10 protein-coding genes and 1 tRNA gene are annotated in these 12857 nt (G+C 74.7%); 8 read left to right on the top strand and 3 right to left on the bottom strand.

Annotated elements, in window-relative coordinates; translation table 11 throughout:
* Nucleotides 1-293: 293 nt before the first annotated feature.
* The gene (locus FYW99_RS04720; protein ID WP_150250558.1) at nt 294-1727 is read left to right on the top strand and encodes a hypothetical protein; all 1434 of its coding nucleotides are present in this window, start codon (nt 294-296) and stop codon (nt 1725-1727) included.
* Nucleotides 1728-1839: 112 nt separating this feature from the next.
* Here FYW99_RS04720 and FYW99_RS04715 read toward each other — a convergent pair whose 3' ends face one another.
* Entirely contained in the window at nt 1840-2793 is a 954-nt protein-coding gene (locus FYW99_RS04715) for a SanA/YdcF family protein (RefSeq protein ID WP_190394548.1), read from the bottom strand.
* A gap of 216 nt (nt 2794-3009) precedes the next feature.
* Here FYW99_RS04715 and FYW99_RS04710 point away from each other — a divergent pair, with 216 nt between their 5' ends.
* Nucleotides 3010-4578, top strand: coding sequence for a DUF885 family protein (locus tag FYW99_RS04710; RefSeq protein ID WP_150250556.1), 1569 nt, complete (start codon nt 3010-3012; stop codon nt 4576-4578).
* Nucleotides 4579-5033: 455 nt separating this feature from the next.
* On the opposite strand, the gene FYW99_RS04705 is transcribed toward FYW99_RS04710, so the two are convergent.
* Complete coding sequence (locus tag FYW99_RS04705; RefSeq protein WP_150250554.1) at nt 5034-6071, bottom strand: N-acetylmuramic acid 6-phosphate etherase; 1038 nt, start codon at nt 6069-6071, stop codon at nt 5034-5036.
* A 79-nt stretch (nt 6072-6150) separates the two neighbouring features.
* The gene (locus FYW99_RS04700; protein ID WP_150250552.1) at nt 6151-7137 is read right to left on the bottom strand and encodes a MurR/RpiR family transcriptional regulator; all 987 of its coding nucleotides are present in this window, start codon (nt 7135-7137) and stop codon (nt 6151-6153) included.
* Nucleotides 7138-7335: 198 nt separating this feature from the next.
* Here FYW99_RS04700 and FYW99_RS04695 point away from each other — a divergent pair, with 198 nt between their 5' ends.
* The 6 genes from FYW99_RS04695 to FYW99_RS04670 all read left to right on the top strand — a co-directional run bounded on the left by FYW99_RS04695 (nt 7336) and on the right by FYW99_RS04670 (nt 12808).
* Nucleotides 7336-9237, top strand: coding sequence for an AfsR/SARP family transcriptional regulator (locus FYW99_RS04695; RefSeq protein WP_150250550.1), 1902 nt, complete (start codon nt 7336-7338; stop codon nt 9235-9237).
* Between the two features lie 158 nt (nt 9238-9395).
* Entirely contained in the window at nt 9396-9581 is a 186-nt protein-coding gene (locus FYW99_RS04690) for a hypothetical protein (RefSeq protein ID WP_150250549.1), read from the top strand.
* A 135-nt stretch (nt 9582-9716) separates the two neighbouring features.
* Nucleotides 9717-9790 (top strand) — tRNA-Lys (locus tag FYW99_RS04685).
* 267 nt (nt 9791-10057) lie between these two features.
* A complete protein-coding gene (locus FYW99_RS04680) occupies nt 10058-10456 on the top strand; it encodes a hypothetical protein (RefSeq protein ID WP_150250547.1) in 399 nt (132 codons plus the stop codon).
* Nucleotides 10457-10460: 4 nt separating this feature from the next.
* Nucleotides 10461-11327: an ATP-binding cassette domain-containing protein gene (locus tag FYW99_RS04675; RefSeq protein WP_150250545.1), complete on the top strand. Its 867-nt coding sequence runs from the start codon at nt 10461-10463 to the stop codon at nt 11325-11327.
* Complete coding sequence (locus FYW99_RS04670; RefSeq protein WP_150250543.1) at nt 11324-12808, top strand: ABC transporter permease; 1485 nt, start codon at nt 11324-11326, stop codon at nt 12806-12808. Before FYW99_RS04675 ends, FYW99_RS04670 begins: the two co-directional genes overlap by 4 nt.
* The last annotated feature ends 49 nt before the right edge of the window (nt 12809-12857 follow it).

Raw genomic sequence — 12857 nt, 5'->3', positions numbered from 1 at the left:
CCCGCCGGGCCGAGCTCCGGCGGGACCTGTCCGGTCCGGGTTCGGTCCGAGCTCCAGAGGCCTGCCCGGTCCGAGCTCGACGGTCGGCGCCAGCGGTCGCCGGGGGTTGTCCACAGGCGCCGACCGCCTCTGGCGCCACGACGCGGCGCGGTCCTAGCGTGGTAACAGGGGGGTCCCCGGGCTCCTCCGCCTCGTGCTGCCCGACCCCGGCCTCGGGGTTCGGGGCCGTCGCACCATCCCGGTTGTCCACAGGTGGATTCGCGCGCACCGGCTCAGGCGGGATAATCAGCACCATGAACGCGACCAACGACCCACACGACGGCGCGGAGAACGTGGACTGGGCAGCCCTGGCCCCCGAGGGCGGCGCCCGCATCCCCGAGCTCCTCGGCCAGCTCGCCGGGAGCGACAGCGCGCTCTCCGAACTCCACGACATCATCCACTTCCCCGCGCCCGGACACCTCGCCGCGCCCAAGGCGGTCGACTTCCTGGTCGACCTCGCCTGCGCCGAGTCCACCCCGGCCACCGACCGCTGGCGTCCCCTGAGCCTCCTCCTGGAGTTGGTGGCCGGGCACGCCGAGGACCGCTTCCCCGAGGCCCGCGACCTGGACCAGTGGCGCGACGAGGTGGCCTGGGCTACCTCCAACGACGCCGAGAAGGTCCGCCAGCAGTACCGGGACTGGGCCGAGGAGGCCCCGGACGAGCAGCACCACCACCGCATGCGCAACCGGCTCGCCGTGATGGAGCAGCCCGACGGCGCCGCTCTGCTCCAGGCCGAGCTGGACACCTACGAGGCCGTCCGCGCCCGCGTTCCCGACCTGGTCGCGCTGCTCAGCGGCGGCGCCAACCGCGGCGGCATGGACCGTGCCGGGGAGTGGGTGAGCTACCTGCTGGCCTTCCTGCCCGACGACGCCGAACGCGTCACCGCCGAGATCACCGGCGCCTCCCAGGTCCTGCTCGCCAAGGACCTGCGCCCGGCCCCGCAGGCGCCCACGAGCCTGCGCGACGTGATGAACGTGCTGGACAGCGGTGGCGACCCGCTCCCCGCGGAACTGTTCGCCCTCGGCCTGCTGGCCAGCCCGACCGACATCGACGTCTCCGTCGGCCTCACCCACCAGATGGCGGGCGGGAACCTGTACAACTCCTTCGCCGCATCGGTGGCGATGCTGCTCATCCACGGCGAGAACACCCCGCGCGAGGCGCTGCGCCGCGTCGGCCGCGGCGGCGGCACCTCCATGGGCTACCAGGGCCTGTTCAACGAGTCCTGGCCGCACTGCGGCGGACACTCCCCGCAGGTCCTGGGCTTCCTGGCGCTGGGCCGCGCGGGAGACCGCGCCCGCCGCCTGCGCCTGGACATCCTCCCCGGCCTGATCAAGGGCGAGGCGGACTCGCGCGCCCTCGTGACGGGCGTCGGCCTGGAACTGGTGCTCGGCCCCCGCAGCAAGGGCCACACCGCCGAGGAGCACGCCGAGGCCGACTACGACGAGGAGACCCTCAAGGTCCTCTGGACGATCGCCGAACTGCCCGCCTCCGCCTGGGAGGACGAGGAGTTCACGCGGACCCTGAGCGCCTGGGCGCTGCCGGACGACGCCGAGGACTTCTGCGCGCTCGTGGGTGTGGAGCCCGAGCCCGAACCGGAGCCGGAGCAGACCGCTGCCGCGCAGCCGCAGCAGCCCGCCGCTCCCCAGCCCGGCGGACTGCTGGGGCGCCTCTTCGGCGGCGGACGGTAGGGCGTGACCGGTCCACCGGTGCGGCGGGGCTCCCGACGCCGGTGGACCGACCGGTCGCGACCGGCCGCCGAGGACCCCGGGCCGCCCCGTGCGGCTCCGGGCCGGGGCGGGCTCATCCGTCCGCCGAACCCGGTTCGCGCTCCAGCGCCAGGGCCTCGTCCACACCGCTCTCGTAGTCGCCCAGGAACATCGGGTCGGGCCGCAGCACCACCGAGCCCAGTGCCGCCACCGCCGCCGGGACCTCCCGGAACCACCCGTACACGGTGGCGAAGGCGCGCTCCTCCATGCTGGAGTCGGCCACGCCCACCGCGTCGATGCCCGCCGAACGGCACAGCCGCACGGCGCGGGGCAGGTGGAAGTCCTGGGTGACGACGGTGGCCTCCCGCACCCCGAACACCTCGTGGGCACGCACGCACGAGTCCCAGGTGGAGAACCCGGCGTAGTCGCCGACGATGTGCTCTCCGGGGACCCCGGCGTCCACCAGGTACGCGCGCATCGTGTCGGTCTCGTTGTAGTGCTCGACGCTGTTGTCGCCGGTCACCAGTACGACGTCGACCTTCCCGGCGAAGTAGAGGTCGGCGGCGGCGTCCAGGCGGCGGGCCAGCAGCAGGCTGGGCCGCCCGTCGGGGCGCACACCGGCGCCCAGCACCAGCGCCACCGGGCGTTCCGGCACGGACGCGGCGGTGTGGCGGTGGTCGGAGGTGGAGGTGAGCACCCACAGGAACGGCACGCAGCCCGCCACCATCGCGAACACGGCGAGCAGGGCGAGGCGCCCCACCCACGTCCGGCGTCCGCGGCGGCCGCCGGACCCCTCGGACCCTCCGGAAGTGTCGGTGGCCTTGGTGCTGTCGGTGGTTCCGGTGCCGTCGACGGCTCCAGTGTCACCCGTGGTCTCGGAACGGTCGGAAACCCCGGTGGTCCCGGTGGCGTCACTCGTCTCGGCGCCGGGACCAGCGGTATCGCCGCCTCCGGCGCCGTCGGAACCGGAGGGGTGCCGGTCGCGAAGGACGCCGGTGTCGTCGTCGGACGGGGGGCTCTGGGATGTGGCGGGATCTGGGATCGTCACGTTTGGGAAGACGCCCGGCCCCGCTCCGGAGTTCCGGTACGGCGCAGCGGATCCGCCCGGTTCGGCTCCGCCCCGGATCCGCCCGGTTCGGCTTCGCCCCGGTTCCGGCCCGGCTCAGGCTCGTGGACGGGTGGGGACCACGGCCCCGGCTTCCGGCCCGGACCGGGCCCGCGAAGCGGCTGTCCGCACGGCCCGCGCCGGGGTTAGGGTCGCCGCATGTCCTTCCAGTCACAGCACGACGACCTGCCCGCGCGGCTCCGGCGCCTGGCCGACCTCAGACCGGGGAACATGCGTGAGGGCTCCGGTATGCACGAGTACGACGGCAAGGTCGCCGACCTGTCGCCCGAAGGGGTCCGGGCCGCCCTGTCCGGCCTCGGCGGTGAACCCCTCGACGACCCCCACGACGAGGCCCATCTGGCCGCCTTCGAGAACGCCCTGCGCTACGAGCTGGGCGAACTCCAGCTGCACCGCGCCAACCCCCTGTACCACGTCAACGAGCTCGACCTGTCGGGCTACGACCGCGCGTACGCGCCCCGGGCCGAGCGCGACGCCGCCCGCACCGCCCACCTGGCCGAGTGGCCGCGCGTGGTCGACAACGCGATCGCGGCCCTGGACCGCCTGCCCGCTCCCCTCGCCGAGTCCCTCCTCGGCGCCGTCCGGGGGGTGGCCGACGGACTCCCCGAGGACCTGCCCGCCGACGTGCGCGACGCGGCCCTCGCCGCGCACGCGCGTCTGCTCGCCCACGTCGAGAAGGCAGTGCGTGAGGGCCCCCGCAGCGCAGGGCTCGGCGCCGGGCCGCTCGCCCGCCTCATGGGCAGCGGCGAGGCCGTCGAGGTCGACCTCGCGGACCTGGCCGCCCGTGCCGACGCCGAACGCGACCGCCTCCGCACGCGCCTGGCCGAGTCCGCCGGGCGCCTCGCACCCGGCCGCGACACCATGGAGTTCGTCCGCGAGCTCACCCGCCAGCACCCCGACACCGACGGTGTCCTGGACGCCGCCCGCCGCTGGACGGAACTGGCCGTGGCGTTCACCGCCGAACGCGGCCTGGCGCCCCCCAACGACGGCGAGTGCCGCGTGGACGTCTCCCCGCCCTCCCAGCGCTGGGCCACCGCGATGATGGCGTGGTCGGGCCCGTGGGAGGCCGACACACCCTCCTTCTACTTCATCACCCCGCCCGACGCCTCCTGGACCGCTGAGGAGGCCGACGAGTGGCTGGAGATGTTCAGCCACACCACCCTGCCCGCCGTGAGCGTGCACGAGGTGGCTCCCGGGCACTTCTCCCACGGCCGCGCCCTGCGCCGGGCGCCCGGGCCGGTGCGCCGCGCCCTGCACTCGATGACCTTCGCCGAGGGGTGGGCGCACTACGTGGAGGAGCTGTGCGTGGACGAGGGATTCGGCGCCTACGCCGCCGAACGCCTGGGCGACCCCGACTGGACCGCTGACCACTTCGAGACCGGCGTGTGGGTGGAGGCGCTCATCCGCGTCACCCGCCTGTCCGTGGCGATCGGCATGCACAGCGGGACCATGACCGTGGAGGAGGCGGCAGCCCGCTTCGCCGAGGACACGCCGCTCCAGGGTCCCGCGGCCCTGGCCGAGGCGCGTCGCGCCACCTTCGACCCCACCTACGGCCGCTACACCTGGGGCAAGCTGGAGATCCTGCGGTTGAGGGAGCGTGCGCGCGAGCGCTGGGGCGACGGGTTCACCCTGGAGCGCTTCCACCGGGCCCTACTGGACCTGGGATCCCCGCCGATCGGTCTGATCGGCACCGCCCTCGAACGCGGCTGAGCCGGGGGCCGTCCACAACCGCGGACAGGGGCTGGCGGGGCGGGCGGCGGCGAGGGACACTCGGATACGGGGGGATCAAACCCCTCCCACGGCGGCGCGTGGCACCCCCGGAACCGAGCCTACGCCGCCCGCCCCGTCCCGTGCCAGAGAGACCTCCGGCCTGTGGAAGATCCGCTTGGGCCAAAGACCTGCCTGGGCGGAAGACCCGCTCGGGTGGAGAAACCGAGCGGGCCCGGACCCGCTCGGACCGAGTTTTCGGTGCGCGGGCAGCGCAAAGCGGGAGAGGCCGGGGACCCCCCGTATCCAACGTAGACCGGGCGTGACGGGCGCCACCAGAGGGACCTCTGGCCTGTGGAGAACCCGCGAGGGCCCAAACTCACTCGGGCGGAAGACCCGCACGGGCGAAAGACCCGCACGGGCGGAAGACCCGCACGGGACCCCCGACCACCCGCCGCCTACTCCGGGGCGACCGGACCCGGCAGGCCCAGCCCGGCCAGCGCGGGGCGGACCCGGCCCCGCGCCGCGCCCAGGGCCCGGGCCGCCGCGGCCGCGTCCACGTCGGCCAGCAGCGACACCAGCGCGACGCGGGTGTCGCCCTCCGCCGCGTTCAGCGCCTCCGCGCACACCCGCTCGTCCAGCCCGGTGGCCTGCGTCAGGATGGTCACCACGCGGCCGCGCAGCTTGCCGTTGGTGGCGTCCACCCCCACCATCAGGTTCGAGTACGTCCGCCCCATCCGCACCATCACCGCGGTGGAGAACGCGTTCAGCGCCAGCTTCTGCGCCGTGCCCGCCTTCATCCGGGTGGACCCGGCGATCACCTCCGCGCCGGTGGCCATGCCCACGTGCACGTCCGCGTCGCGCGCCAGCGGCGCCTGCGGGTTCGCGCTGATCAGCACCGTCGCGGCCGAGCGCTCCCGGGCCGCCTCCAGCGCCCCGCCCACGTACGGGGTGCGCCCGCTGGCCGCCAGGCCCACCACCAGCGACCCCGGGGCGATCCCGGCGGCGTCGGCCCGGCCCGACTCCCAGTCGTCCTCGATCCCCTCCACGGCCCGGGCCAGGGCCTCCCCGCCGCCCGCGTGGTGGGCCACCACCCACGCGGCGGGTACGCCGTAGGTCGGCGGCAGTTCGGCGGCGTCCTGGGCGGCGATCCGCCCCGAGGTGCCCGCGCCGAAGTAGTGGATGGCCGCCCCGCTCTCCAGGGCGGCCACCCCCAGCTCCACGGCCCGCGCCAGTTCCGGCAGGACCGCGCCCACCGCGCCGGGGACCGTGACGTCCTCGGCGTTGATCTGTCGCAGCACGTCCAGCGCCGGGAGCAGGTCGATGTCGTGGGTACCGGAGTTGCGGGCCTCCGTGGGCGCGCGCACGATCACGGCCGCCCCGCCCCCGGTCCCCCCGGAGGGCAGCGGGGCGCCGGTCTCCCGAGGGGCGTTCCCGCCTTCCGGCCGGGTTCCGCGCCCGTCGTCGTGCACAGCGCTCTCCTGTTCGGTCCGCACCGGTGCCGTTCCTTTCCCTGGATCGATCGTCCCGTCCCGCCGCCGGCCGGAGCCGGGCGGCGGCACGGGACGCCTGCGGTCAGCCGTCGTTCTCGTCCGTGCTCCTGCCGCCGGGAGCCTCGCCCCTGCGGCGTCTGCGGTCGTCGTTGATTCGCAGCCCCCGCACCGCCTCGAAGGTCGTCTCCAGCGCGGTGCGGCTGTCGGTGTAGCGGCTCTGCGCCAGACCCACGAACAGGCAGTCCACCACGGTCAGCTGCGCGAGCCTGCTTGCGGTGGCCCCCGACCGGAACGTGGTCTCGCGGGCCGCCGTGGTCAGCACGTGGTCGGCGAACCCGATCGGCGAGCGGGGGAAGTTGGTGACGGCGACGGTCCGGGCGCCGCGCCGCCCCGCCTCCGTCAGCGCCTGCACCGTGTCTATGGTCGCCCCGGTGTGGGAGATGCCGATCGCCACGTCGCGCTCGTCCAGCAGCGCCGCGCTGGTGAGCATCACGTGCGCGTCCGACCACGCGAACGACGTGAGTCCGATCCGGTGCAGCTTCTGCTGGAGGTCGGCGCCGACGAACGCGCTCGCGCCCACCCCGTACACGTCGATGCGCCGCGCGCCCGCCATCGTGTCGATGACCGTGCGCAGCACCTCCACGTCCAGGGCGGCGCCGGTCTCCTCCACCGCGCGCGCGTCGGTGTAGGCGATCTTCTGGACCACCGTGACGAGGGTGTCGTCGGGGTTGATGTCGCTGGACAGCTCCGGAGCCGCCCCGCGGGCGCCCCGTGCCTGACCGGCCTCGGTGGCCAGGGCCAGACGCAGCTCCCGGTAGCCGCTGAAGTCGATGGTGCGGCAGAACCGGATCACGGTGGCCTCGGACGTGGCGCAGTCCTTGGCGAGCTGGGTGATGGAGGAGGCAGCGGCCCGCTCGGGGTCGTCGACGACGTGCTGCGCGACCCGCCGCTCCGCGGGTGCGAGGGAGGGGAGGAGCGACCTGATGCGCAGGACCGTCGTGGGAACGGGCGGCGCGGAGACGTGTCCGGTCTCCGCCCGGCCGCCCGCAGGCTTCGGAATTTCCGCCATGGAGGAAAGTTTCTTTCGGTCGTGGTGAAGAGTCAACGAGGAGAGGGGAAAAAGCGGGAGAATCCAGGATTCCAAGGGACGCCCCCAGCGGCAAATGCGGGGTACGTGATTGCGATATCCCAGCTCAGGCGGCACCCTGGAGCCAGGGGCGCCGAGGTTCACCCGCTCGCACGCGCGCTCCGCAAGGGGGAGGGTGCTGTGTCGCTGGGCGACTCGGCGAGGCGGTGGCACGACACGGCCGGGCAGGCCCGGCCGGGCGCGTCCGCACACACCGCCCGCGGGCTGCGCGTCGGACTGCTCGGGCAGTTCGGCGTCGAGATGGACGGGGTCCCGCTGCGCCTGCGCGGGGACAAGCGCCGTGCCCTGCTGGCCACACTCCTGCTCAACACCGGGCGCACCGTCCCCACCGCGCACCTCATCGAACGCGTCTGGGGGACCCCGGCCTCCCCGTCCGCGCGCAGCGCCCTCCAGGTCCACGTCACCCGCGTGCGCGCCGTCCTCGACCAGCACTGCGGCACCCCGCTCATCACGGGCGGCGACGGCGGCTACCGGGTCGACCTCACCGAGGACCAGTGCGACCTGCTGCGCTTTCGCTCCCTGGTCCGCCGTGCCGACGGGGGCGCCGACCCCTCCGACCGCGCCGACCTGCTCATCAGTGCCCTGGGACTGTGGCGGGGCCCCGTCCTGGCCGACGTCGTCAGTCCCGTCCTGCACGAGCGCGACGTCCCGCCCCTGAACGAGGAACTCCTCCGGGTCGCCGAGGAGGGGTTCGGCGCCGCCCTGGCCCGGGGCGACCACGAGCGGGTGGCCGACCAGATCGGCCCCATCGCCACCGACCACCCCGAGCGCGAACCCCTCATCCGCGTCCAGATGACCGCCCTCTACCGCTGCGGGCGGCCCAGCGAGGCCCTGCGCGTGTACGCCCGCACCCGCGACGCGCTGGCCGAGCACCTGGGCGCGGACCCGGGCCGCGAACTCCAGGAGACCTTCCACGGCGTCCTGCGCGGCGACCTCGACCGCGCCCCGCGCACCAGCGTCCCGCGCCAGCGCGCCTCCGTCGAGGAGCGCACCGGATCCCGGCCCCCCTCCCCGGCCGCCGGGGCCCGCTCCGGATCGGCCGACGAACCGGACACCGGGCCGCACACCGGATCGGCAGCCGGGCCGGACGCTCCGACGGGGGAGGGGGGACGCGACGGCCGCGGCGACGGCCCGGTCCACGCGCCCGACCGGGTGTCGGCCGCCCTCGCCCCGGCCGAGCTGCCCGCAGCGCCCTCCGTGCTGGTGGGGCGCGACGAGGCCCTGACCGAGATGGACCGGCTGGTGGACCCCTCCAGCACCGCCCCCGGCAGCGCGCTGGTGCGCGGCCCCGCGGGCGCCGGGGCCAGCGCCCTCGCCCTGAGCTGGGCCCACGCGGCCGCGCCGCACTTCCCCGACGGACAGCTCTACGTCGACCTCCGCGGCGGCGACGGACACCCGCGCGATCCGGCCGAGGTGCTGCGCCGCCTGGTGCGCTCCCTGTCCACCGGTACCCGCGGCACCGAGGCCATGGACGCAGACGAGGCCGCCGCGAGGTTCCGTACGCTGCTGGCGCACCGGCGCGTCCTACTGGTCCTGGACAACGCGGCCTCCGTGCGCCAGGTGCGCCCCCTGCTCCCCGGCGGCGCCGGATGCGCGGCCCTCGTCACCAGCCGCTACTGGCTGACCGACCTGCTGGTGCGCGACGGCCTGCGGGCCCTCCCCGTGGGGCCGCTCCCCCCGGACGCGGGGGTGGACCTGCTGCGCGCGCGGGAGGGGCGGCACAGGTGCGCCGAGTCGGTGCTGCGCCGCCTCGCCCACCTCCTGGGGTACCTGCCCCTGCCGTTGCGCATGGCGGCGGTCTGGCTCGACGACACCCGGCCGGAGCGGTCCGCCTCGGAACTGGTGCGCCGGTTGGAGGGGGTGGACCCGGCACGCGGGAGCACGCCCACGGCCCGGATGGCCGCCGTGCTGCGTGCCGGGCCCCGGGAGGGGCGACACGGCCGCGGGGAAGTACCGGCCGAGCCCCATCCTCCCGACACCAGTGTCGACCAGGGATCTTACGTTCGGCTTTCACCCAGGTGAGGAGTGACCGCCCGCGGGGGGACACGGAGTACGCGCCGCGTCGCCCGGCACGGTCCCCGCAGGTGCGCGGTCGGAGAGGACCAAGAGCGTGTAGCGAAAAGGGTTAGATATACCCACGGGGGTCCTCATCACTCCCATGAGTCGCTAGGGTCAACCCCATGACACAGAACAACGATCCCAACATGGACCCGGCGGGAACCACGCAGCACTTCCGCCGCTTCGTCGACGAGAACCCGAACACCGAGGAGCCCGCGCGCCGCCCGGTCATGCCGATCGTGCTGGCGGTCGTCGGCGCGATCCTGCTCATCGCCGTGATCGTCGCGCTGTTCCTGGCCTTCGCCTAGGCCTTGCGGGCAAGGGACCGACGGAGGACCGTCACTCCCGCTGGTCCGTAACCGGTTCGCGGCCCTCCTGCGGTCCTGCTAGAGTTAACGACGTCGCCAGGGGCGGCCCACAGGGCCGGTACCATGGCACGACAGGCGCCATTAGCTCAGTTGGTCAGAGCAGCTGACTCTTAATCAGCGGGTCCGGGGTTCGAGTCCCTGATGGCGCACAGACAACGGCCCCGGGTCGAAGGCACAGCCTTCCGCCCGGGGCCTTCGTGTTCCGTCCGGACGGACAGGGGGCGGACACGGCGGCCCGCCCCGGCCAGCGGTGCACGGCGGGGCCCGGGCCGGAGCGGTGGCCGTCGCCGCCCCGGAGGCGGTCCCGGACCCTCCGACGGGCGGGTCCCGAACGGCGCGGGGGTGGGGCTGGCCCCACCCCGGAGACGGCGTCCACGCGTAGTGATCCGCGGCCGCGGGACCGGTTTCCTTGTCGCATGCGAAAGATCACCACGACGAAGGCACGTCCGGCCGCGGCGGCACTCACCGCGGTCGCGGCGGTGAGCCTGCTGTCCGGGTGCGGCTGGCCCGACACGGCACAGGCCGAACCGGACACGACCACCTTCCCCTTCGACGGCGACGTACTCGACGTCGTCGCCGAAGGGACCCATACCGACCTCGTTCCCGCCGACCGCACCGACGTCGAGGTGACCCGGTGGATCGACGCCTGGGGCGATCCCGGCGTCACCTCGACGTGGTCGCTGGAGGAGGGCACGCTCCGCCTCGAGAACTCCTGTAGCGGAGTCTGCGTCTACGAGGACCGGTTCCGGGTGGAGGTCCCGACCGGGGTGCGGGTCCTGCGCGACGGTGAGCCGACCGACCTGACCGGCCGGTGAACCGGTGCTCGACCTCACCGACATCACCAAGGTCCACCGGGGCGGCCACCGCGCCGTCGACGGTGTCACCCTCAGCCTCCGACCGGGCGTGCTCGGACTCCTCGGCCCCAACGGCGCGGGCAAGTCGACGCTGATGCGGATCATCGCCACGGCCGCCCGGCCCACCCGCGGACGCGTCGTCTTCGAGGGGACCGACGTGACCGCGCGGCCGCACCCCCTGAGGCGGACCCTCGGCTACCTTCCGCAGGACTTCGGCTTCTACCCGAACCTGACCGCCCGCGAGTTCCTGTCCTACCTCGCCGCGGCGAAGGGGATGGGCGCCCGCGCGGCCCGCACCCGCATCGGCGAACTGCTGGAGTTCGTCGCACTCGACGGCGCGGCCGACCGGCGCCTGGGCACCTACTCCGGCGGCATGGTGCGGCGGGTGGGCATCGCCCAGGCCCTGCTCAACGACCCGCGTGTGATCGTCATGGACGAACCGACCGTCGGCCTCGACCCCGAGGAGCGCGCCCGCTTCCACTCCCTGCTCAGTGACCTGGCCACCGACCGGGTGGTCGTCCTGTCCACCCACATCGTCACCGACGTGGAGGCGGTCGCCACGGACGTGGCCGTCGTGGTCGGCGGAAGCCTGGTCCGCAGCGGCCGTCCGGCCGACCTGGCGGGGCGGTTGGCGGGACGGGTGTGGGAGACGACCGCGGACCCCGCGGACCTCGTCCCCCTGGAACGGGGCCACACCGTGGTCCGCGCCCTGCGCGACGGAGGCCGCGTCCGGGTCCGGCTCCTGTCCGAACAGCGGCCCACGGCCGACGCGGTACCGGTGGCGCCGGAGCTGGAGGACGCCTACCGGGCCGCCACGGGAGCGGTGCGATGATCCCGCGGCTCGCGCTCGGCGACCTCCGGGAACGGGTCCGCCGCCCCTCCTACGCCCTGACCCTGCTGGGTGCGGCCATGCTCGCCTACCTGGCCGTGCCCGCGGCCGACGGCCACTGGACCGTGGTCGACGCCGGGGGGTACCGCGGGGTCTACGACATGGCCTACGTGGGGGCCGTGGTGGCCCTGGGCGGGGCGCTCTGGCTGGCACTCGGCGGTTTCTACGTCGTCCGCGGGGCGGTCGCCCGCGACCGGAGCACCGGTGTGGGCGAGGTGCTGGCCGTCACGCCGCTGCGGTCGCTGGGCTACCTCGCCGGCAAACTCCTCAGCAACGTCGCGGTCCTGCTGACGATGGTCGCGGTGCTGGTCGCGGTCGCCCTGGTGATGTGGTGGACACGCGGTGAGGACACCGCCGTCGATCCGGTGGGGCTGCTCCTGCCCTTCCTGGTGATCACGGTCCCCGTCGTGGTCGCGGTCGCGGCGGTGGCGCTGCTGTTCGACACCGTTCCCGGGTTGCGCGGCGGGTTCGCCAACATCCTCTGGATCCCGGTCTGGGCGATCGTGGTGCTGGGCAGCCAGAGCAGCCGGGCGCCGTTCGGCGGCATCGGCGTCCAGACGCTGGCCGACCCCTTCAGAGCCGGTATGGAACGGGCCGGGATCGCGGTCGAGGGGGAGTTCAGCCTCGGGTTCACCAGGGTGGACGAACCCCTCGTCCCGGTCCCGTGGGAGGGATTGGCCGTCGACGGGGCCTTCCTGACCGAGCGGCTGCTCATCGCGGCCGGTGCCGTCGTCCTGGCACTGGCGCCCGCCGCGTGGTTCCGTGTGCACGGCACGAAATCCGTACCCCACCGCCGGGCCGGGACGGTGCCGGGCGTCCGCGCGGTCCGCGTGCCCGTGCCCCGCGGCCTGGTCGCGGCGGAGCTGTGGATCCTGCTCTCCGGGGTGTCGGTGTGGTGGTGGCTCGGGGCGGTGGCGCTCGGCGCGGCGGGGCTGCTGCTCCCCGTGGAGGCGGTGCGGGCGGTCGTGCTCCCCGCCTGCTGGATCTGGCCGGTGCTGGTGTGGGCCCGCATCTCGACCGTCCAGGTCGGCACGGGTGTGGAGGCGCTGCTCGCCGCCTACCCCGGCCCGGTCCGCCGCCAACTGGCGGGGTGGGCGGCCGGTGTCCTGCTCGCCGCGCTCTTCGGCGCCGGTCCGCTGGTGCGGCTGACGGCCGCCGGTGACACCGCCTCCGTCGCCGCCTGGTGCGCCGGAGCGGTGTTCGTCCCGGCCCTGGCCGCGGCGCTGGGGGCGCTGGGCCGCACCCCGACGCTGTTCCAGGCGCTGTATCCGATGCTGTGGTACCTGGCCGTCAACGGCATCGCCGCCGCCGACTTCATGGGTATGACCGGCCAGGGTCCGGCCGCCGCGCCGGTGGCGGCGGTGGGCGCTCTCCTGCTCGCGGTCGCCCTGTTCGCCGGGCAGGCACGCCGGCTGAGCGCCTGAGGCCGGACCGGCGTCCGTCGCGTGCGCCGCCCCGGGTCGGAGGCACCGC

The sequence above is a fragment of the Nocardiopsis deserti genome (genome assembly GCF_008638355.1).
Lineage (GTDB): Bacteria > Actinomycetota > Actinomycetes > Streptosporangiales > Streptosporangiaceae > Nocardiopsis > Nocardiopsis alborubida.
This window is presented reverse-complemented; position numbering and strand designations above follow the sequence as displayed.

Bases quoted from the DNA above. Each gene is read 5' to 3' on its own strand.
- FYW99_RS04720 (WP_150250558.1), top strand. From the start codon at position 294: ATGAACGCGACCAACGACCCACACGACGGCGCGGAGAACGTGGACTGG.
- FYW99_RS04710 (WP_150250556.1), top strand. From the start codon at position 3,010: ATGTCCTTCCAGTCACAGCACGACGACCTGCCCGCGCGGCTCCGGCGC.
- FYW99_RS04700 (WP_150250552.1), bottom strand. From the start codon at position 7,137: ATGGCGGAAATTCCGAAGCCTGCGGGCGGCCGGGCGGAGACCGGACAC.
- FYW99_RS04690 (WP_150250549.1), top strand. From the start codon at position 9,396: ATGACACAGAACAACGATCCCAACATGGACCCGGCGGGAACCACGCAG.
- FYW99_RS04680 (WP_150250547.1), top strand. From the start codon at position 10,058: ATGCGAAAGATCACCACGACGAAGGCACGTCCGGCCGCGGCGGCACTC.
- FYW99_RS04670 (WP_150250543.1), top strand. From the start codon at position 11,324: ATGATCCCGCGGCTCGCGCTCGGCGACCTCCGGGAACGGGTCCGCCGC.